Here is a 21,543-nt window from a genome sequence, read left to right as displayed (position 1 = left end):
GGCGGCGGGTGACCATAGGACCATTCGCTCGTTCTGCTGAACGTGCGCTCACAGGATGTCGTCTCCACCCCCGCTCCGGCTCCCGCCTCCGCCCCTGTCGCCCTCGAACAGGCCGAGGCCGCCCTCGTCGAGCACTACCCCCGGCTCGTGCGGATCGCCTATCTCGTACTGCCCCCGACCCTCGGCCGCAACCGCCGTGTGCTGACCGCGCACGCCCTCGCGCAGCGCTCGCTGCCACGCGGCCGCACCGCCCCTGCGGTCGCCCGGGACGCCGACTCCGCGATCCCCGGCTCCCGCCGCGGGCAGGGCGACGCCGACCCCGGATACACCTATGTACGAGGGCGGGTTCTCCGCCAGGCCCTGGACGCCGGCTTTCCGCTGAAGCGGTTCGCCCGGCCGAAACGCGCCCAGCTCCCGCCGCTGCTGCCTCATGTCTGGGGCCTGCGTGTCTTCCCGCGCTCCGGAGGTGCCGACGAACTCGCCCTGGACCAGCAGCTTTCCGCGCTGTCCGGGCCCGCAAGGGCGGCGTATGTACTGCGCGGCCTGGAGGGGCTGTCCGACAGCGAGGTACGCCACGAGCTCACCGCCGCCGAAGTGGCGGACCCGCATGCGGCGCTGGCGGAGGCGGGCGAGGTGCCGCCGCAGTACGAGCTTCTGGAGTCGCCCGAGTTCGACCCGTGCTCGCTGCAGGCGCGCCCCACCGATCTGATGCGCCGCCGCCAGCACGCCAAGGCGGCTCTGGTGGCGGCCGCGGCGCTCGCGGTGTGCGGCGCGCTGCTCGGGCTGCCGGGCGACGGCTGGGGCCCGAACGGCGCGGCCGCGCCGCCGTACGCGCGCAACCCCGCGGCCGAATCGGCCCTCGACCCGGCCACATTGACGCGGGTCTCCCCCACGGCCTGGCAGAGCTCGTCCCGTACCGACTTCTCCGTCTGGCCGACCCGGGGCTCTCTCACCGACGACACTGCTCTGTTGCGCCGCGCGCTCGCCGTCTGGGCCAGACCCGGCAGCACGGTCCAGGTCTCCGCCACCCCCGGCACACCACCGGGACCGCCGATGGGCTCGCCCCAGCTGCTGTACGCGGGCGACGTCGACCAGGCCCGTGTGGTGCTCCTCCACGACGGGCTGCGGGTCGTCCGCTATGCCGAGCCGAAGGGCGGCACCGGTGGTGTGGCGCTCGACTTCGCGCGTACGGACGGGGCGGACGCAACCTCGTCGGCCGCGCTGGTGGCGGGCCGTACCAGCGGCAATGTCCGCTATCTGACCGCGCCCTGGGTGCGCAGGGCCTCCGTACGGGACCTGCTCGACCCGGCGGGCGACGCGCGCCCGCTGACGCGTGACGCGGACGGGCTGACCGGCCCGCTGCCGAGCCCGGCGCAGGCGCGGGACTGCCGGGCCTGGGACGTGCTCGAGCTGCGCGACGGACCGGCCGACCGGCTGCTCACCGACCTCGGCGAGCTGACCCCGGCGCGGCTCACCTCGGGTCCGCCCTCCGCTCCGCGGGACGTCACCGGCCGGGCGGAGCGCGCCTCGTGGGCCCGCACGGCCTGCCTGCTGCCCGGGGTCCGGGCGCACGGGGTGCGCAGCGTCAACTCCTGGCAGTACGCGCGCCAGGCCCTGCCCGAGTCCAACGGCATCGCGGCCTGGCTGTGTACGCGCGCGGAGACCTGGCGGGGCACCGGGAGCCGGGTCATGGCCCAGTTCCAGGCCCCGGCCGCGCAGGCGGGCACGCCCGCCGCGATCGCGGCGCGGGCCGAGGACTCGCCAGCCTGCGGGGTTCGCGACCCGAAGGTGCTGGCGGGCGTGGTGTGGAAGTCGCAGTCGGGCCGGTGGTACGTACTCGCGGCGGGCAGCGAGCAGTTCACCTCGCTGGCCACCTCGGGCGGGGTCGATGGCAGCGCGAACGGGCATCTGCTGGCGGTGCGGACGCAGAAGGGCGCACAGGCGGAGCTGAACGGGCGCTTGGGGGACGGGAGTCGGGTGGGCGCGTTGCACTGAGCCGTGCGTGGCGGGGCGTTCGGCCGCTCCGCGGCCCGGTGTGTGGACGCGGGCGTCTTGCACTGCCGAAGCGGAAGGCTGGTTTTCGCCTGTAGACGGCCTGTGGAGCACCTGTGGAAAGTGCACGCGGGCCACTCGGTAGGCTGTTCGCATGACGACCGGGGTACGCCGCAGGATGGGCGTCGAGGAGCGCAGGCAGCAGCTGATCGGAGTGGCGCTGGAGTTGTTCAGCCACCGATCCCCCGACGATGTGTCGATAGACGAGATAGCGGCGGCCGCGGGTATCTCGCGGCCGCTTGTCTACCACTACTTCCCCGGCAAGCAGAGCCTGTACGAGGCGGCACTGCGACGGGCGGCCGAAGAGCTGGCCGGCCGGTTCATGGAACCGTCGGAAGGACCGCTCGGGGCGCGGCTGCTGCGGGTCATGGGCCGGTTCTTCGACTTCGTGGACCACCACGGGCCCGGGTTCTCCGCGCTGATGCGGGGCGGTCCCGCGGTGGGCTGTTCGACGACGAACGCGATGATCGACGAGGTCCGGCAGGCCGCGTACGAACAGATCCTGGCCCATCTGCGGATCGAGACCCCGCCCGCGCGGCTGGAGTTGGTCGTCCGTTCCTGGGTGTCGCTCGCCGAGTCGACGGCGCTGATCTGGCTGGACGGGCGACGGGTCCCGCGCGCCGAGCTGGAGTTGCAGCTGGTGCACGACTTCGCGGCGCTGTGCGCGGTGAGTGCCGCGTACGACGAGGAGATGGCGGGCGTGCTGCTGCACATCCTGGCGGACGAGCCGACCGAGGGACCGTTCGGCGATCTGATCGGCCGGCTCATGTCCTTGGCGCCGGTACTGGTACGTGGGTCTGTATGACCCCGTCAATAATGCCGGAATGAAGATCATCTGTCGGCTCGCCGCCCACTCCGATACGGAAACCCTGGTCGCCCTCTTCGACGGGGCCGCCCGCTGGATGCAGCTCAACGGCATCGCGCAGTGGAAACCCGGCGACAAGGACGCCGACCACTTCCGGCACTGGATCAAGGAGGGGGAGGTCTGGATCGCCGAGACCGGGGAGGGCGAGGCCCTGGGCGCGTACGAACTGTGGTGGGAGGACCAGCCCGCCTGGGGGATCCAGCCTCCCGTGGCGGGGTATGTGCACCGCCTCATGATCGACCGGGACACGGCCCCGGAGGGCTTCGGCCGACTGCTGCTCGCGCATGCCGAGCAGCGCATCGCCGACACCGGGCGGGAGTTCGTACGGCTCGACTGTCTGTCGAACAATCCCGCGCTGCGGACCTACTACGAGGCCGCCGGCTACCGCGTCGCCGGCGAGGAGCCCGGCAAGGTGGCCAAGGACGGCAGCCGTTACGGAGTCGTCCTGCTGGAGAAGGCCGTCAAGTGAAGCCCGGTCAAGGTTGCGGGGCGGACCGATCCGTACTCGGCCCGCCCCGCCGACCAGGGCGTGTTTTAGAAGTAGCGCCGTCCGCCCGCAGGGCGGGCCCCGCGGCGTCTGGTGCGTGCAATCGCAAGGCGGTGGGGGCACCCCCGGACGAAGTCTGGGGGAGATCCCCCTCGTACTGGACGTACTTGGGCGACTCCGACAACATCGCGAGTGTGCGTGCCAGGCGTCGCGGGGCAGGCGGGACTTCTAAAACACGCCCTGGCCCGGGTCAGCCTCGGGTGAAGACGCCGACGGTACGCGCCGGCACGGTGAAGCTGCCCGAACTCCCCTCATATGCTGCCGACTTGGCCACAGAGTCCGCGCCCGCCGCCTGGGCGGGGTGCAGCGCGTACGGCTTCCCGGCGAGCGCCGGGATCTTCTGCGTCTGCTGCTCCGGTGTCGCGTTGAAGACCACCACCAGGTCGCCGAGGACCATGGTGATCACGCCCGGGGTCTCGTCCTTGCCCGACAGCGGGAAGGAGACCGTCGACTGCACCTCGCCCGCGGACGCCAGGCTGAAGGCCTTCTCGGTGCTGCGGATGGTGAGCAGGTCCCGGTACGCGGCCGAGGCGCCCTGGATCTGCCCGCATCCCACCGCGAGCGACTTGGCCGTCAACAGCGGTTTGGCGAACGGCCACTTGGACTTGTTGTCGGCCTCCGGCGGCAGCCCGCGTCCGAAACCGTTGCCGTCCCGGCAGTCCCAGTGGATCGCGTTGAACCAGTCCCCGCTGTCGTAGGAATTGCGGTCCAGCGACTTGGAGCGCAGCAGATCCGAACCGGCCTGGGAGAGCGCGGGCCCCTGGGAGAGCGCCGCGGTCGCCATCGCCAGCACCTGCATCCGCGCCCGGTCCGCCGGTGAGGTGGCGGCGGGCAGTTTGAAGGCGAGGGCGTCGTACAGGGACTCGTTGTCGTGGGCGTCCGCGTAGGCGAGTGCGTCGCCGGGGGCGGCCGCGTACCCGGCGGGGGCGCCGTTGTAGTCGACCTCGGAGCCCTTGACGGTGCGGCCGGAGCTGTCGGTGAAGGTGTACGCGGCGAGGTTGCCGGTGAGACCGACCTTGATCAGGTCCTGGTAGTGCAGGAGGCGGGCCTTCTGCTCGGCGGGGGTGCCGTTCGCCGCCGAGGAATTGGGGTCGGTGAACAGGCCGGAGGCGAAGCCCTGGATGCCGGGATCCCCGTCGAAGGGGCCGCCGCCGCGGACCGCGTCACGGGCCCGGTCGGAGAAGGTCGCAATGCCCGTCCCGGCCATGTTCCTCTGGGTTGCCTGGACGAAGCGGGCGTCGTCCGCGATCTCGCCGAAGTTCCAGCCCTCCCCGTACAGGATGATCTTCTTGCCGTCGACGCCGTCGCGCTGCGGGGTCAGGGAGTCGAGGGCCGTGCGCACCGCGAGAATATTGGCCTTCGGGTGGTGGCCCATCAGGTCGAAGCGGAAGCCGTCGACCTTGTACTCCTTCGCCCAGGTGACGATCGAGTCGACGACGAGCTTGCCCATCATGGCGTGCTCGGGGGCGGTGTTCGCACAGCAGGTGGAGGTGGCGACGGTGCCGTCCGCGAGCAGCCGCTGGTAGTAGCCGGGCACGATCTTGTCGAGTACGGACTTGTCGGCCTGCCCGCTCGCCACTGTGTGGTTGTAGACGACGTCCATGACGGTGCGCAGGCCACTGGAGTTCAGGCCCTGGACCATCTGCCGGAACTCGACCGTGCGCCTGGTGCCTTCCGGGTCGGAGGCGTACGAGCCCTCGGGCACGGTGTAGTGCAGCGGGTCGTAGCCCCAGTTGTAGGCGTCCTTGGCGGCGGCCTTGGCGATGCACGCCTGCTGCTCGTCGGAGTCGGGCGCGTACACCAACAGGTCGCAGGCGGGTGTGGCCTGGTCGGACTTCCTCTCCGGGACGGTGCCGATGTCGAAGGCCGGCAGGAGATGGACGTAGGAGGTGCCGGATGCGGCGAGCGACGCCAGGTGCTTCATCCCGGCCGAATCGCGGTCGGTGAACGCGAGGTACTGACCCGGGTGCTTGGACGTCCGGTCCGCGACCGAGAAGTCGCGGATGTGCAGCTCCTGGATCTGAGCGTCGCGCAGGGGCGTTGCGGCCGGCTTCTTCAAGGTCCCCCAGCCCGCCGGGGCAAGCTTCGGGTCGGCCAGGTCGACGACCAGACTGCGGGCCGAGTCGGTGGTCAGGGCGGTGGAGTACGGGTCGGTGACCTTGTTGGTGACGATCTTCTGGACGCTGGGCGCCCAGACCCGCACCGCGTAGCGGTACGGCTTGCCCGCCCAGCTCCTCGGCCCGGTGACCGACCAGACGCCGGTCGCCTCGTTCCGCCGCATCGGGACCGTCTTCCCGTCGAGTTCGAGGGAGACGGAGTGAGCCGTGGGGGCCCACAGGGAGAGGGTGGGACGGCCGCGGTCGAAGACCGGCCCGAGCTTCGCGCCCGTCGCGTCGTACAGGTCGTCCAGGACACCCGGGATCTGTACACCGGTGGCGGCGAGCAGCGCGCCGTTCGCCGCCCGCTGGGTCGCGATCAGCTGACCGCGCAGCGCATTGCGCACCCGGTCCCGGTCGCGGGCGTCGACGGTGAAGGCCGGATAGTCCTTCAGGTGCGGGTACTTGGCCTTCTGCGGCTCGGTGAGCGCGGCGGGGGTGAGCCGCAGCCACTGCCCTTCGTCACTCAGCGCGCCGTCGACGACGGAGATGCCGCCGTCCTTCGCGTACACGAGCTGCTGGCTGGTCGCGCCGGTCGTCTTCACCTTCCAGACGACGGTGTCCCGGTCGATCCACTCGGCCTCGGCCTTGGTGAGGTCGAGCGAGGGCGCGCCGCCGGTCTGCGGCAGCAGGTACTTCGGCACTCCGGCCAGCAGCCAGACCTCGTTCGTGTACGTCGCGAGGTCCAGGGACTGGTCGCTCGGCAGGTCCTTCTGGTCGCCCTTGTGGACGATATAGCTGAGCGAGGTCGCGCCGGGCGCGAGCGGCACCTCGAAGGTCACTCCGTACGCGTCCTTCTTCACCGGCTGGAGCGGCTTGGACCAGTCGGTCGGGTCCTTGGCGCCGGTCCAGGTGTGCAGACCCCAGCCGTCGTAGTCGCCGTCGGCCCGGTGGTAGTGGAGGACGGCCTTGGTCTTGTCCTGCGGCGGGTAGGCGCCGTCGGGGGCGGTGTCGCTCTGGCCGTCCTTGCCCTGGGCGATCCAGACCTCACCGGTGCGGGCGAGGGTGACACTTCGCTGCGGGCCGTCCGCGGTGCCGTTCTTCTCGACGGTGTACGGGACGGTCGCGGCGCCTTCGGGAACCTTGACCCAGGCGAACGCGCCGTACGCGTCACGGCCGGTCAACGCCGTCTGCTGGTCGCCGGACTTCAGCTGCCAGCCGCCGTAGTCCCCGTCCGGGCGCTGGTAGTGGACCACCGCGTAGTCGCGCTCGACGGCCACCGGCTTCTCGGGCGGCGGGGCCTGACCGGCGGTCGTCGATGCGAGGGCGCTTGCGGTGCGGCCCGCGCTGTCCACCACAACTGCCTTGTAGTGCAGGGGCGTTCCGCCCGCCACCTTCGGGTCGATGTACTGGGTGACGCGGTAGGGGGCATGGTCGGCGGAGCCGAGCGTGCGCCACCTGCCGTTGCCCGTCTGGGCGGCGAAGACGACGCGGTTCAGCCGGCCGCCGGCCACGTCCGCGTTGATCTCGACGGTGCCGGTGGCACCGGCCGCCGGGGCGCTGAGGCTGATCGTGGGCTTGACGGTGGGCTCGGGCAGCGGCGCGGTGGACTGGAGCACGAGCGAGGAGAGCGCCGGGACGGTGACGGTGATCTTCCCGTCGGTGGCGCCGACCGTGCCCGAACCGCCGTAGAGGGTACGGAAGTCGGTGGCATCGGCCGGGATCGACACCTTCTTCGCGGTGTCGGCGTTGTTGACGGCGACGACGTATTCGGTGCGGGCCTTCGGGTCCGTACGGGAGAACGCGTACACGGAGTCGGCCGAGTACCGCTGCGTCTGGACGCCGTCGCGCAGCGCCGGGTGCTGCCTGGTGAGCTTGGACAGCTGAGCAATTGCCTTGTAGAGGGGGTGCTGTGGGTCGTACGCGTCGGATGCGTGCGTGCGGTCCGTGCCGAGCTGGTCGTCGTCGAGGTAGTCGGCGGTCCTGGAGGCGAACAGGCTCTGCCGGGCGTCCTTGTCGCCGCCGGCGCCGGTGAAGCCCTGCTCGTCGCCGTAGTAGATCACCGGATTGCCCCGGGACAGGAACATCAGCTCATTGGCGAGCCGGGCCCGCTTGACCAGTTCGGCGTCGTCGGCCTTGGGGTTGTCCTGCTTGAGGAAGCTGCCGATGCGGCCCATGTCGTGGTTGCCGAGGAAGGTCACCTGCTCATAGGCGTTGGCCTTGTCGCTGGTGTAGCGGTAGTCGTCGGCAAAGACGCCTGCGAGCCCTGCGGCGGACGCGCCCTGCGAGGCGTAGGCGCGGGCCGCGCTCTGGAAGGGGAAGTCGAGGGTGGCATCCAGCCGGCCGCGCGTGACATACGGCGAGGTGATGGCCGGGTCCCCGGCGAAGACCTCGCCGAACATGAAGAAGTCGTCGCGGCCGTGCCGTGCGGCGTACGCGTCGAGGGCGGTGGCCCACTGGGTCCAGAAGTCCATGTCGACATGCTTGACGGTGTCGATACGGAAGCCGTCGATGTCGAAGTCGCGGACCCACTTCTCGTAGATCTGCTCCATGCCCTTGACGACTTCGGGGCGCTCGGTCCACAGGTCGTCGAGGCTGGAGAAGTCGCCGTACTCGGAGCTCTCGCCTGCGAAGGTGGAGTCGCCGCGGTTGTGGTACATGGTGGGGTCGTTGAGCCAGGCGGGGACCTTCGGCGCGGTGACCTTGGGCGTGTACGGGAAGGAGTCCGCGTCGACCTTCTTGATGCCGTCGCGGTCGTCGAAGGGACGGCCGTCCTTGTCGAGGTAGGGGTAGGCGCCCTTGGGCCGGTATCCGTACGCCTTCTCGGCGTAGTCGACGGTGTCGGCGGTGTGGTTGGTGATGACGTCGAAGAAGACCTTCATGCCCTTGGCGTGGGCCTTGTCGATCAGCTTCGCCAGATCGGCGTTGGTGCCGAAGTGGGGGTCGACCTGGGTGAAGTCGGTGATCCAGTACCCGTGGTAGGCGGCCGACGCGTCCTTGCCGGTGCCCTGGACGGGCCGGTTCTTGAAGATGGGCGCCATCCAGATGGCGGTGGTGCCGAGGCCCTTGATGTAGTCGAGCTTCCGGGTGAGCCCCTTGAGGTCGCCGCCCTGGTAGAAGCCCTTGTCGGTGGGGTCGTATCCGGTCTCGAGGCGCGAACCGGAAAGGCCGCCGCGGTCGTTTTTGGTGTCGCCGTTCGCGAACCGGTCGGGCAGTACGAAGTAGAACTGCTCCCGCGTCAGATCATGCCGCGCGGGCGTGGCTGCGAGCGCCTTGTCGGAGGGCGGTGCGGGCGGTCTTGGGGTGCCGGCGGCCGGCCCGGCGGATATGAGCGCCGCGAGGAGGGCGGCGGCGGTGCCGGCCGCGCTGACGCGGGGGGTGGTGGTCACCGGTTGGTTCTCCTTGGGTGGGGCGGAGGTGTTGGTGTCGGAGGGGGCGGGGTGCGGCTGGCCGCTGCGCGGGGCGTTCCCCCACCCCGCCCTCCCCCTACGGCCTGGCGGCCGTGGGAGGTACCCCCATCCCGTAACCGGGGCTTCGCCCCGGACCCCGGTACGCCCTCCGGGCGTGTCCTCAATCGCCGGACGTGCTTGATATGCCCGGGCATATCAAGCCCCGCCGGCGATTGAGGGGTGGGGGTCCCCCCACGCCCGCAGGGCGTAGGGGGAGGGTCCGGGGCGGAGCCCCGGTTCAGGGGCGGCCCGGGCCTAACTCGACCCGCAGCCAAGCGCGTTCACATGCAGCGCCACCGCCGTGTTCGCGCCGAGTGTCGCCGTGAACTGGCCCGAGCCGTTCACCGTCACGCCCCTGCCCGACTGCACGTCGCAGTAGTCGCCCGCCGGCAGCGAGGTCTGGAAGGTGCGGGTCAGCGACCACCCCTCGTGGTTGATCGCGACGTACGCCTTCGAGCCCCGCCCGAACGCGATCTGGTCGCCGCCGTTGTCCCACCAGTTCACGACGCCCTGACCGCGCGCCGTGTTCCGGAAGGCCACCATGGACGCGATCTCGCGCCAGGCGTGCTGGCACTTCCAGCCGTCGGTGTAACAGGCGTTCACGGTGCCACCGTTCGGCGGTCCGGCGTCCTTGTCGGTCCACTCGTAGCCGGAGTGGACGTCCGGCGCCCCGTACGGCCACGCCAGCATGAACACATTCGCCAGCGTGTAGTTCGCGCCGTCCTTGTAGTTGAGGGTGTCCCCGCCGCGCTCGGTGTCGTGGTTGTCGACGAAGACCGACGACTTCCCCGACTCCATGTAGGCCCACCCCTCGCCGTAGTTCTTCAGATACGCGAGGTTCTCGTTGTTGAAGACACGCTTGAGGTCGCGGGCGTACCGGAACTCCTGCACGTCGCCGTTCCCCAGGTACTCACTGGGCGAGACCGCTTCGCCCGCGCCGTAGATCGCCTCCTGCTTCCAGTACACGCCCGGGTTGCTGAGCCTGGACTTGATGTTGGCGAGGTCGGCGGCCGGCATGTGCTTTGCGGCGTCGATGCGGAAGCCGTCGACGCCGAGCGAGAGCAGGTCGCTGAGGTACGCGGCGATCCGGCCCCGGACGTAGTCCTCGCCGGTGTCCAGGTCGGCCAGCCCGACGAGCTCGCAGTTCTGGACGTTGGCGCGGTCGGTGTAGTTGGTGATGTTCGACCGGCAGTCGTCCATGTCGGCGCCGGAGTAGATCCCCGGGTAGCCGTACTTCGTATACGACGAGCCTCCGGTGCCGGTCCCGTCCGCCGAGGCCATGTGGTTGATCACCGAGTCGGCGACGACCTTGATGCCCGCCGCGTGACAGGTGCTCACCATGCTGCTGAACGCGGCACGGTCGCCGAGCCGTCCGGCGATCTTGTAGCTGACGGGCTGGTACGAGGTCCACCACTGGGGGCCCTGGACGTGCTCCTGGGGCGGGGAGACCTGGACATAGCCGTAGCCGGCCGGGCCCAGACTGTCGGTGCACGCCTTGGCCACCGACGAGAACTTCCACTCGAAAAGGACGGCCGTGACGTCCTTGTCCCCCGGCGGGGCCGCCTGCGCGGGGCCCACCGGTGCAATCACACTCACCGCCGCGCCCGCCACAAGGGCGAGCGCCGCGGCAAGAGGTCTGCCGGCCATGATTCCTCCTGCATGGGGGGGAGGTGCGGGTGACGGTGCAGCCTTGTCCGGCAACGCGCCGTGCCCGTAAGGCCTTTGATGGTTCCGATGATGTCTGCTGCGCCACTTGACGGTTCTTGCTGCAAGAACGCAGAAAGTTATTGCGGTCGCGACCGTACGAGCCACCCCGGCCCAGGGTCAACCCTTTGGACACACTCTCGTCGCGCCGCAGAAATCTTGCCGTTTCCCAACTGCAAGACCTTTCGCAAGGTTTGCAGTGGTGTTACGTTCAACCATGACTCCGGGCCGGCCGGCCGGGGGCCCGGCAGGTCCGGGCCCCACGCGCCCGGCCGGCCGGTCCGGTCACGGGCTCCTACCGGCGCGCCTGCGCGGTGGTGCCCCGGACAACGAGTTCGGGCTGGAACACATACTCCGTGCTCTGTACGGGACTTCCCTGCAGCTCCTCCAGCAGCGCACCGACCGCCGCGGCCGCCATCGCCTTCACCGGCTGGCGCAGCGTCGTCAGCGGCGGATCCGTGAACGCCACCAGCTGCGAGTCGTCGAACCCGACCACCGAGAGGTCGTACGGCACATCGAGGCCACGCTCCCGGGCCGCGCGGATCACGCCGAGCGACTGCGAGCGGAGCTGGAGGAGGCCCAGGACAACTTGGGAGGGCTCCGAGCGGCTCTCAAGCAGATGATGCGGGACAAGAGCGCGTAGGGGTTCGTCGGGGGTTGTTGACCACCCGACCCCCTCGATCGGCCCAGTCCACGGGGCTGACCTTTGCACAACAGCGGTACGCGACTGGGCACGTTCACGGCTCTGGCAAGATTTTTGTAACCGGAGATCATCTCGGCGCCGGGGGCGGCCGGTCCGCGTAACGGCGGCGGAGATGGGCGATTAGGACGACGCGGTGGCGGAGGAGTGGGACTCCCGCGCGTCCTGCCATCAGGCGTTTCTGGAGCTTGACGTCGGTGATGCGGCCCTCGTTGACGCCGGAGTTGTAGGGGGTGGCGATCCCGTAGCGACGGCCTGCTGGTCTTCGCGGAGAGCTCCGGCAACACCAGCAAGCGGTGCCAGTCCGCTGTGGGCGAGCTCGTCGAGCCAGGCCGCCAGGGTGTGGCGTCGCGGTTGTCGAGCATGGCGGCGAACCGGCGGACCAGGTCGTGGGTGTGCCTCAGTTCCGAAGTACGGGTTCCGTCGCCACTACGCGGCGGGCCGGGACTCGTCCTGGTCGGCGGCGACTGCCCGCAGTGCGTCAGCCAGGGCCGACGGTCCGAGGAGCATCAGAGCCCGGAGTGCGCTGATCGCACGGCCGGAGTCCCACCCGCCTGCCGTCGGAGTGCGGAACGGCGTGACGGTGATACCGCGGGAGGTGAAGAGGTCGGTCTCCAGGTATTTCATGCCGCCGGTCCCGCACAGATATGACCTTGCCCCGGTGACTGCGGCCAGATCAGCGAGCCGCTGTGAGCGCCCCGGCCGGGCCGCCAGCTGGCTGCTGCGGAGGACCTGGCCCTTCCAGCCGAGCAGGTCCAGCAGGATGTGCGTGGACGCCTCGGTGACATCGGCGGTCTTGTCGGTGGTGGTGAACAGGTCGAGTACCGGGACCAATGCCTGGTCGAGGGCGGGCCAGTGCGGGCTGGACCCAAAGTACTGCCAGAGCATCTGCATCGTCCGCCGCCGGGACCGCATCGGATCGACGATCAGAGCGTTCCTGATGGCCGTCTGGCGGCCACCGGGAAGGCGGGTGGGGATGGAAAGCCACTGCCGTTGGAGCGGGTCGCCGAGGGCCGCCAGGCGGGCCCGGTGCTGGTAGTCGCGGCGGGTGAACTGAACGTCGTCCAGGACGATCCAGTAGTCCGCCGCGAACAGCTTGGCCAGGGTGGTCAGCCGCGGGAACAGGTTGGGCTGGTGGATCGAGCACAGTCCGCCCGGAGCGGGGAGATCAGGGTCCCAGGAGACGGCTGTCGAAGCCGTCGGCGAGGAGAGATTCGTACGCGGCATGCACGTCCTCCGGGACGTCCTGCTCGATGGCGAAACCGAGCTTCGGATACTCGATCACCCGCTGGAGGTCGCCGACGAGCATGTCCAGGACGAGTTTCTCGTCGCCGATGCTCTTGAGGTAGCCGTCGAACTTCAGTGGCTCCGAGGCACAGACGATCTCGACCTCCGGCCACAGCTTGCGGGCGGTGGCGAAGGAGCGTCGCTCCATATAGGGCTTGGAGACCAGAAGCACCGTCTTCGGCGTGATCCCGGCGGTGGCGAGCACGGCGCGCGACAGGGCGATGTTCTGGCCGGTGTTCCCGGCGTTCGGCTCCAGCAGGATCGCCGAAGCGGGGACGCCGAGCTCGATGGCGTGCTCGCTAAAGTGCACGGCCTCCCCGCGCGGGAACACCTTGGCGGTGGTGGGGCTGTTGCCGCCGGTGAAGACCAGGTGCGGGAAGAGCCCGGCGCGATACAGCTCGGCGGAGAACGCGGCCACTCCGAGGTCGTGGCTGCCCAGGCCGATCGCCGCGTCGGCGGGCCGGGTCTCGTGGTGCATCTGGTGGTAGTCCCAGATCAACTTGGCCTGCTGCCACTGGTCCTCGGTGAGGGCCTGCTGGTTGTCGTTCACGCGCGTCTCTCCCTGGTCACCGTTGCCGGGGCCCCGTCGGCCCCTCACTCATGGCCCTGATGCCCTCGATACTGCGCAGTTGGTGCACGAGTCCGTACTGCGCGGCCACCTTGGCGGCCTGGTCGAGGACGAGAAGTCCATCATCGCGGGTGTCCCGGTCGGAAAGCAGGATGTGACCGTGGGCGGTGTCCAGTCGCACGCGTTGCATCGGTGAGTCCGTCGCCTGGCTGCTGCGGGCGATGTCGATGAAGTGCAGGGCGCCAGTGAGATCGCCGGCACCGCGGTGGGCGAGGGCGAGTTTCTGGTGGGCCACAGACCAGTCGTCGGGCTCGGCCAGGTCCTCGAACTCGCGGGTCGCCGCCTGCATGACGCAGGCCGCATAGTCGTGGTTGCCGTCCTTGCTCAGCGCGGTCCCCACCCACAGCCGGGCACGGGCCCGGTCACGGCGCGAGAGCCGGTCGTCGACGGCCAGGGTCTCGTAGTGGCGGGCGGCGATCTCCAGCTTCCCGGACATCTCCGTGACCACCGCCAGCGACAGGTCGAGCTGGGCGACGCGGCGGGGGATGTCGAGTTGGGCGAAGACCGAGCGGGCCCCGGCATAGGAGTGCTGAGCCGACAACGGCCCGAGCACGGCGCCCTGGTCGCGCTGGAGGTCGCCGAGCAGGGCGGTGGAGCGGGCGAACAAGTACAGGCCCTTGTCGTCCAGCTCCGGCGGTCTCCACTGGTTGATCCACCGGGTCAGCAGGCTGGAGGCGAAGGTGAAGTTCTGGCGGGAGAGCGCGACCACGGTCCGGTCCAGGTCGTCGGTCCACGACTCGTAGTCCCACATCCGGGGTCCGCTGGTGGTGACCCGCCGCCCCGGGCCTGCGGCGGTGGTCCGGCCGCTCTCGTACAGCAGTGTCTCGAACCGCAGGTGGACGGCGGCGTCCGCGCGGGCGAGCGCGGTGTCGAGGATGGCCTGGGTGTCCGGGCGCGGTTCGGTGGCGGCGGCGAGCTTGTCCCACTTGGAGACGGTGCGGACGGCGACACCGAGGTGTTCGGCGAACGCACGAACGCTCATCCGCAGCGCGAGACGCAGAGCATGGGCCTCCAGGCCGCTCCAGTGGTGCACGGTCGCCACGCGTCGCTCCTTTCCGAGAAGTCATCGAAGCACGGAGCACGCACGGCGGGGGACGCAAGTGCAACGGAAGTACAACACCCGGTCATTTCACGTCCGTTGGATTGCCGTCACGCTCAATTGAAGGGGCCGAAACCGCAAGCCACGGCCCCCGCCCGCTCTCTGTCTACTTCCCTTTGGACGGTTGGAAGCATGGAACCCCTCACGGAGCATCGCCGTGTCAGCGGCCCGGTCGTCTATGGCTTCCTGCGGCTGGTGAACGTCTCCGGCGCCCGGGAGATCGCCCTGACCGCATCGCTTGCCGAGTACTGCCAGCAGCACGAGCTGACGCTGTCGGGGGTGTTCACCGACCGCACGGCCACGGCCGGGCCCGTCTCGGCGGCGTTCACCGGGCTGCTGGACGTGCTCGCGCTGCCCGACACCTACGGCGTCGTGCTGCCCGCCGCCTCCCACCTGGGCCCCAAGGCGATGGCGGCCGAGCGGAAGAGGCGCATCGAGACGGCCGGAGCCCGCCTGCTGCTGGTCCGCGGCACCCGCCGGTCCCGCCCGGCCGGCCACGGCCACTCCGTCCCTCCCGGCGGGCCCGCCCGCCGCCAGATCCCAGGACACGCCCCGGCCCTGGACGCTGAGACATGAGGCTCACCATGCCCGACCCCACGCAGCAGTACTTCACCGCGAAGCCCGAATCGGTGGGCCAGGCCCGCGACTTCGCCCTGACCACCCTGGACTCCTGGGGGTTGTCCGCCCGCGCCGAGGACATCCGCCTCTGCGTCTCGGAGCTGGCCTCCAACGCCGTCGTCCACGGATCCGCTCCCGGTCACGGCTTTCTGGTCAAGCTCGAAGCCGACGACGACTTCGTACGCCTGGAAGTACACGACAGCCGCAGCCACCGCCCCGCAGTCCGGCATCCTTCCGGCACCGACCCGTCGGGCCGGGGCCTGCGGATCGTCGAGGAGTTCTCCGACGGCTGGGGGGTCGAGGACCGCCTGCCGTTCGGCAAGGTCGTCTGGTCGCACTTCAAGGCCAGGGAGACGCCTTGCTGACACGCCCTGCGGCGCCAGCAGCCGCCGCTTCCGGTCCCGGTCTGCTGGTCTCGCTGGGAGCCTGGACCTGGCCGGGCACCGATCCGGCCGGGCAGAGCATCGCGCACATCCTGCTCGCTCATCCGCCCGGCCGCACCAGCCACGACACCGCTGAGATGATCGAGGCCCGGATGCGCCACATCGCCGAATCGCTCGGCGGTCTGGCCGCAGCCCGCGAGAGCATCCCGGACCTTCACGGGCGTCTGCAAGTCATCGGCGGCCGGGTGCTGCTGAGGTTCCACGGCGCCCGCTACGGCCTGCGGCTGCCGACCCACCCGAGCTGGACCGATCTCCTCACCGGCAGCGGCCGGGCCGTCCTTCTGCTCGGCCTGGACCCGCTGCCGCATTCCGCCGACGCCTCCCGCGTCGACGCCTACCTGGACGCCACCCTCGCCACCGACCGACTCCCTGTTCGGCCTCGCCCACACCACCTGAACCACCAGCCTCCCCATGCACGGCCCGCACTCTCAACGAGAGGGAACTGCCATGGAATCCTTCGAACGCGCCCGGCTGGACGCCTACTTCGCCAAGATCGCCGCCGAGTTCGCCCCCACCGAGCAGGCAGCGTCGTTCCTGGTCACCCACCTGCTTCCCGAGCGGCCCGGCTTCGTCCGCGCGGTCGCCTCCCTCTCCAGGCTGCGGGCGGTGCTGCCCAAGCCGAAGTCCATCAGCCCGTCCGCCCAGCGCGAGGTTGAGCAGAGCTTCCCGGTCGACGCACTGACCCGCGAACTGTTCGCCGAGACCGACACCGCGCTGGACTACTTCGAGTCCCGGGCCGCCGGCGAGCCGGTCGCACTGCTGGACGTCGGCGGCAACTTCGCCCCGACTCTCACCGACCTCCACGGACGCTTCTCCGGCCGGATCGCCGGGGTGATCGAGGACACCGAGAACGGCCACCGCCGTTACGAGGACCTCGACAAGCTGCCCTGCCCGGTCATCTCGGTCGCCCGCTCGCCGCTGAAGGACCCCGAGGACTTCCTCGTCGGCCAGTCCGTGGTCTTCTCCACCGAGGCCGTCATGCGCGGACGCGGCGACATCCTGCACGGACGGCCCGCCCTGGTCATCGGCTTCGGCAAGCTCGGCTCCAGCATCGCCCGGCTGCTGCACGCGAAGGGGGTCCAGGTCACCGTCTTCGACATCGACCCTGTCCGCCGCACCCAGGCCCTCTCCCAGGGTTTCGCCGTCGCCCGCGACCGTGAGAGCGCGCTGACCGGGGCCGGGCTGGTGCTCTGCGCGACCGGCGCGGTCTCCCTGCACGGCGAGGACTTCCCGCACCTTCGCAACGGCGCCTACGTCGCCACCGTCACCAGCAGCGAGGACGAACTCGACCTTGCCGGGCTGCCGAACGTCTACACCCGCACGATGGTCGGCGACCACGTCACGCGCTACCAGACCACGGGTCATTACTTCTATCTGGCGAACGGCGGGAACGCCGTCAACTTCCTGCACGGCGCCAGCGTTGGACCGTTCATCTTCCTGGTCCAGGCGGAAATCCTCGCCGGGATCAGGATGCTCACCCGCGGTGACCTCGACCCCGGTATGCACGAGGTCAGCGCGGCTGACCGAGCCGCTGTCGCGGCGACCTGGCTCTCCTACTTCAACAGGTGATCGACTTGCCCATCACTGAAGCCCACCTCCGCACCACCCTGACCGCCTACCTCGACGAACACCCCGAGGAGAAGCCCGGCCTCGCACCGGTCCTGGACCTCCTGGACTCCGGCGCCGACCTCAGCGCCCGCAGCGAGTTCCGCGGCCACGCGACCGCCGGCGCGATCCTCTCCGGAGCGGACGGGCGCATCCTTCACGTCCACCACCTGGCCCTGGACAAGTGGCTCCTGCCCGGCGGCCACTTGGAGAGCGTGGACGATGCGCTGCTGGAGGCGGCCCTGCGGGAGCTCACCGAGGAGACGGGTATTCCCGCTGACGCCGTCACCACGGTGACGCACCGGCCCGTTCACATCGACGTCCACCCCATCGCCGCCAACGACACCAAGGGTGAACCGGACCACCAGCACATCGACTTCCGCTTCCTCTTCCGCACCACGGCCGACATCGGTCAGCTCCAGGCCGAAGAGGTGACCGGCGCCGCATGGCGCGACGCCGACACCATCGGCGACCAGACCCTCCGGCAGCGCATCGCCCAAGCCCTGCGCTGACACCCGATCCGGCCGCCCCTGCGCGCGCCTTGGGGGGCAGCGCAGGGGCGGCTTTCCCTGCTCCTCTCCCGAACGTGCCTCAGGTCCCTGCATGCCTCTCAGCGAGCACGGGAAGTTGCACGCCTCAAGGCCGCGTAGAAGAGCGTTTTCTACCGGCGCGCCTGCGCGGTGGTGCCCCGGACCACGAGTTCGGGCTGGAACACATACTCCGTGCTCTGTACGGGACTTCCCTGCAGCTCCTCCAGCAGCGCACCGACCGCCGCGGCCGCCATCGCCTTCACCGGCTGGCGCAGCGTCGTCAGCGGCGGATCCGTGAACGCCACCAGCTGCGAGTCGTCGAACCCGACCACCGAGAGGTCGTACGGCACATCGAGGCCACGCTCCCGGGCCGCGCGGATCACGCCGAGAGCCATCATGTCGCTGCCGCAGACGACGGCGGTGCACCCCTTGTCCAGCAGCGCACCGGCCGCCGCATGGCCACCCTCGACGCTGAACAGCGAGCGCTGGACCAACTGTTCGGCCGCCGCGGCGGTGTAGCCCAGGATGGAGCGGAGACCGTCGGTGAAGCCCTCGGCCTTGCGGTGGGCCGGCACATAGCGGAGGGGGCCGATCGCGAGGCCGATCCGCTCGTGCCCCAGCTCGGCCAGATGGTGTACGGCCGTCCGCATCGCCGCACGGTCGTCGCACGAGACGCACGGCGCGCTGATGTGCTCGCTGTAGCCGTTCATGAGGACGAACGGAACACCCCGGTCCACGAGTTCGGCGTACCGGGTGTGGTCGGCCGAGGTGTCGGAGTGCTGCCCGGACAGGAACACGATGCCGTTGACACCGCTCTCCTGGAGCTGCTCGACCAGCTCGTCCTCGGTCGCGCCGCCCGGCAGCTGGGTGCAGAGCACCGGGGTGTAGCCGTGCCCGGCCAGGACCTGCTCGACTGCCTGCGCGAAGGCGGGAAAGATCGGGTTGGTGAGCTCGGGAGTCAGCAGGCCGATGAGGCCCGCGCTGCGCTGCCGCAGCCGTACGGGCCTCTCGTATCCGAGCACGTCGAGCGCCGCGAGCACCCGCTGACGGGTGCCGCTCGCCACCCCCGGTTTGCCGTTCATGACCCGGCTGGCGGTCGCCTCGCTGACCGATGCCTGGGCCGCGATGTCCGCGAGCCGCGGGGCGGCGCCGGACTGGACGGCGCCGACCCGTGACGGGGAGATCGTCACACCGTCCACCACACAGCGCAGTCCGCGGGCAGTTCGGTCTCGCCGTTCTCCGACTGCACGGCGCTGCTGGCCAGCAGGACATGGCCGGGGGCCGATATCCGTACCGCCGCGCCCGTCGTGTTGACGGTGCAGACGAAGCCGCCCGGGCGACGGAGGACGAGCACGCCCTCGGGGGCGTCCAGCCACTCGACCGCGTCGCCCGCGCCCAGCGCCGGGTGCTCACGGCGTGCCGCGAGGGCGCTGCGGTACAGCTCCAGCGTCGAGTCCGCGTCGCCGGTCTGCGCCTCGACACTGAGCCCGGCCCAGCCCTCCGGCTGGGGCAGCCAGCTGCCGCCCGCGCCGAAGCCGTACGAAGTTCCCTCGGCGGTCCACGGAATCGGCACCCGGCAGCCGTCGCGGAAGCCGTCCTGGCCCTCTGTGCGGCCGAACGCCGGGTCCTGGCGGACCTCGTCGGGCAGGTCGGTGACGTCGGGAAGTCCGAGCTCCTCGCCCTGGTAGAGGTAGGCGGAGCCGGGCAGCGCCAGCATCAGCAGGGTCGCGGCGCGGGCCCGCCGCAGACCCAGTTCACGGTCGCCGGCCTCGCGGATCTGGGTGCCGGCCGCCGGGCCCGCGAAGCGGGTGGCGTGCCGGGTCACGTCGTGGTTGGAGAGCACCCAGGTGGCCGGGGCGCCGACGGGCCGCATGGCGTCCAGCGACGCATCGATGACCCGGCGCAGCTCGGCCGCGTCCCACTGGGTGCCCAGATACTGGAAGTTGAAGGCCTGGTGCAGCTCGTCGGGGCGTACATAGTTGGCGGTGCGCTCGACGGTGGGGGTCCACGCCTCGGCCACCGCGATGCGGTCGCCCGGGTACTCGTCGAGGATCGTGCGCCAGGCGCGGTAGATCTCGTGGACACCGTCCTGGTCGAAGAACGGCATGACATCGTTACCGAGCAGCTTCAGCTGGTCGCTCCCGCCGATGTCGGGCAGACCCGCCGCCTTGACCAGGCCGTGGGCCACGTCGATCCGGAAGCCGTCGACGCCCATGTCGAGCCAGAAGCGCAGGATCGAGCGGAACTCGTCGGCGACGGCCGGGTTCTCCCAGTTGAAGTCGGGCTGCTCGGGGGCGAAGAGATGCAGGTACCAGTCGCCCGGGGTGCCGTCCGGGTTCCGCGTACGAGTCCAGGCGGGGCCGCCGAAGATGGACTCCCAGTCGTTGGGCGGCAGTTCACCGTCGGCGCCCTTGCCGGGACGGAAGTGGTAGCGGTCGCGCAGCGGGGATCCCGGGCCCTCCTTCAGCGCGCGCTTGAACCATTCGTGGGCGTCGGAGGAGTGGTTGGGCACCAGGTCGACGATGATGCGCAGCCCGAGGTCGTGCGCGTCCCGGATCAGCGCGTCGGCGTCGAGGAGCGTGCCGAACATCGGGTCGATGGCCCGGTAGTCGGCGACGTCGTAGCCGGCGTCGGCCTGCGGCGAGGCGTAGAAGGGGCTCAGCCATACGGCGTCGACGCCGAGTTCCCTGAGGTACGGCAGTCGGCTGCGGATGCCCGGAAGGTCGCCCATGCCGTCGCCGTTCCCGTCGGCGAAGCTGCGGGGGTACACCTGGTAGATGACGGCGTCTCTCCACCAGTCCGCGCGCGCCGCGGTCAGGTCGGTGTGATGGGCGTCAGCCAGGTACTGGGTCATTCTCGATCCCTCTGAGGCTCGGTGCAGCGATTCGGGCGAAACATCAGGCAGCGGGGCGCACCCGGCCGGTCAGGCGGCCGGGTGCCCCGGTTCGTGGGGGTCAGGATTTGGCGGCGCCGGCGGTGAGGCCGGTGACCAGGTGGCGCTGGACCAGGTAGAAGAACAGCGACGCGGGGATGGCGATCAGCACGGAGGTCGCGGCCATCAGGTCCCACTGGGTGTCGTGCTCGCTGATGAAGGTGGTCAGGCCGATGGCGAGGGTGTACTTGTCGTCGCTGAGCATGAACACCGACGCATAGGCGACCTCGGCCCAGGCGGTGAGGAAGGTGTAGAACGCGGCCACCGCCAGGCCCGGCCGGGCGAGCGGCAGGATCAGCCGGTAGAAGGTGCCGAACGGGGTGAGTCCGTCGATCCGGCCGGCTTCGTCGATCTCCGCGGGGATGGTGTCGAAGTACCCCTTGAGCAGCCAGGCGCAGTACGGGATCGCCGTGGTGCAGTAGACCAGGATCAGGGCCCAGTAGGTGTCCAGCAGACCCAGGTTGGCCAGGATGTTGTACAGCGGCACCATGAGGATGGCGACCGGGAACATCTGGGTGACCAGGAAGGTCCACATCAGCTGACGGTGGCCGGGGAAGCGCATCCGGGAGACCGCGTAGCCGGAGCTGGCGGCGATGAAGACGCCGAGCAGGCAGGTACCGAGCGCGACGATCAGCGAGTTGACGAACCACTGGAGGAACGACGTGTCGTTCAGGACCGTCGTGTAGTTCTCGAAGCTGATCTTGTCGGCGATCTTGCCGGGGTGAAGGAAGTCGGTCTTGTCCGGGCCGAGCGAGATCCAGGCGATCCAGCCGATCGGGAAGGCCGCTATGAAACTCGCGATGATCAGCACGGAGTGGATCAGCAGGGATGCGGAACGGGGACGCTCTCCGCGCTTCAGCTGCCGCTTGCTCGCAGAGCGCTTGCGGGGCGGGACGGCGCCAGGCGCCTCGGCCGCTCCCGCGACCGGGAGATCTGCTGTGGTGCTCATGGGGTTGGCTGCCCTCTCTTTCGTCATGGCTGGTGCTGT

The 21,543-nt window shown here is 70.1% G+C and carries 14 protein-coding genes and 2 pseudogenes; 7 read left to right on the top strand and 9 right to left on the bottom strand.

Annotated features, from left to right (window positions below; all coding sequences use genetic code 11):
- Positions 1-42: 42 nt before the first annotated feature.
- From OG729_RS28550 to OG729_RS28540, 3 genes are all read left to right on the top strand, one after another.
- The gene (locus tag OG729_RS28550) at positions 43-1,995 is read left to right on the top strand and encodes a hypothetical protein (RefSeq protein ID WP_405808720.1); all 1,953 of its coding nucleotides are present in this window, start codon (positions 43-45) and stop codon (positions 1,993-1,995) included.
- Positions 1,996-2,146: 151 nt separating this feature from the next.
- Entirely contained in the window at positions 2,147-2,857 is a 711-nt protein-coding gene (locus tag OG729_RS28545) for a TetR/AcrR family transcriptional regulator (RefSeq protein ID WP_360883631.1), read from the top strand.
- A 19-nt stretch (positions 2,858-2,876) separates the two neighbouring features.
- Complete coding sequence (locus OG729_RS28540) at positions 2,877-3,386, top strand: GNAT family N-acetyltransferase (protein ID WP_405808719.1); 510 nt, start codon at positions 2,877-2,879, stop codon at positions 3,384-3,386.
- A gap of 268 nt (positions 3,387-3,654) precedes the next feature.
- Here the strand turns inward: OG729_RS28540 and pulA are convergent, their stop codons facing one another.
- The 6 genes and pseudogenes from pulA to OG729_RS28510 form a co-directional block, all read right to left on the bottom strand.
- Positions 3,655-8,949, bottom strand: coding sequence for a pullulanase-type alpha-1,6-glucosidase (pulA, locus tag OG729_RS28535; RefSeq protein WP_405808717.1), 5,295 nt, complete (start codon positions 8,947-8,949; stop codon positions 3,655-3,657).
- A gap of 327 nt (positions 8,950-9,276) precedes the next feature.
- Positions 9,277-10,656, bottom strand: a pseudogene (locus tag OG729_RS28530) (alpha-amylase family protein); the annotation flags it as partial.
- Positions 10,657-11,008: 352 nt separating this feature from the next.
- Positions 11,009-11,269, bottom strand: a pseudogene (locus tag OG729_RS28525) (substrate-binding domain-containing protein); the annotation flags it as partial.
- Between the two features lie 573 nt (positions 11,270-11,842).
- Complete coding sequence (locus OG729_RS28520) at positions 11,843-12,640, bottom strand: WbqC family protein (RefSeq protein ID WP_405808715.1); 798 nt, start codon at positions 12,638-12,640, stop codon at positions 11,843-11,845.
- Complete coding sequence (locus tag OG729_RS28515; RefSeq protein WP_405808713.1) at positions 12,582-13,250, bottom strand: YdcF family protein; 669 nt, start codon at positions 13,248-13,250, stop codon at positions 12,582-12,584. The genes OG729_RS28520 and OG729_RS28515 overlap by 59 nt, the downstream gene beginning before the upstream one ends.
- A 16-nt stretch (positions 13,251-13,266) precedes the next feature.
- Positions 13,267-14,370 (bottom strand): helix-turn-helix domain-containing protein, encoded by a 1,104-nt coding sequence (locus OG729_RS28510; RefSeq protein WP_405808711.1) that lies wholly within the window; start codon positions 14,368-14,370, stop codon positions 13,267-13,269.
- Positions 14,371-14,559: 189 nt separating this feature from the next.
- Between OG729_RS28510 and OG729_RS28505 the strand changes: the two genes are divergently transcribed.
- The 4 genes from OG729_RS28505 (at position 14,560) to OG729_RS28490 (ending at position 17,605) form a co-directional block, all read left to right on the top strand.
- Positions 14,560-15,003, top strand: a complete 444-nt coding sequence (locus tag OG729_RS28505; RefSeq protein ID WP_405808710.1) for a hypothetical protein — start codon at positions 14,560-14,562, stop codon at positions 15,001-15,003.
- 8 nt (positions 15,004-15,011) lie between these two features.
- Positions 15,012-15,410: an ATP-binding protein gene (locus OG729_RS28500; protein WP_405808708.1), complete on the top strand. Its 399-nt coding sequence runs from the start codon at positions 15,012-15,014 to the stop codon at positions 15,408-15,410.
- 525 nt (positions 15,411-15,935) lie between these two features.
- Entirely contained in the window at positions 15,936-17,057 is a 1,122-nt protein-coding gene (locus OG729_RS28495) for an adenosylhomocysteinase (RefSeq protein WP_405808707.1), read from the top strand.
- Positions 17,054-17,605 (top strand): NUDIX hydrolase, encoded by a 552-nt coding sequence (locus tag OG729_RS28490; RefSeq protein ID WP_405808705.1) that lies wholly within the window; start codon positions 17,054-17,056, stop codon positions 17,603-17,605. The genes OG729_RS28495 and OG729_RS28490 overlap by 4 nt, the downstream gene beginning before the upstream one ends.
- A gap of 149 nt (positions 17,606-17,754) precedes the next feature.
- On the opposite strand, the gene OG729_RS28485 is transcribed toward OG729_RS28490, so the two are convergent.
- From OG729_RS28485 to OG729_RS28475, 3 genes are all read right to left on the bottom strand, one after another.
- Positions 17,755-18,825: a LacI family DNA-binding transcriptional regulator gene (locus OG729_RS28485; RefSeq protein WP_360877191.1), complete on the bottom strand. Its 1,071-nt coding sequence runs from the start codon at positions 18,823-18,825 to the stop codon at positions 17,755-17,757.
- On the bottom strand, positions 18,810-20,477 hold the full coding sequence (locus OG729_RS28480) for a glycoside hydrolase family 13 protein (protein ID WP_405808703.1): 1,668 nt from the start codon (positions 20,475-20,477) through the stop codon (positions 18,810-18,812). The genes OG729_RS28485 and OG729_RS28480 overlap by 16 nt, the downstream gene beginning before the upstream one ends.
- Positions 20,478-20,577: 100 nt before the next feature.
- A complete protein-coding gene (locus OG729_RS28475) occupies positions 20,578-21,504 on the bottom strand; it encodes a carbohydrate ABC transporter permease (protein ID WP_360877185.1) in 927 nt (308 codons plus the stop codon).
- Positions 21,505-21,543: the final 39 nt, after the last annotated feature.

Origin of the sequence: Streptomyces sp. NBC_00210 (genome assembly GCF_045160975.1) — a bacterium.
Taxonomy (GTDB): domain Bacteria; phylum Actinomycetota; class Actinomycetes; order Streptomycetales; family Streptomycetaceae; genus Streptomyces.
This window is presented reverse-complemented; position numbering and strand designations above follow the sequence as displayed.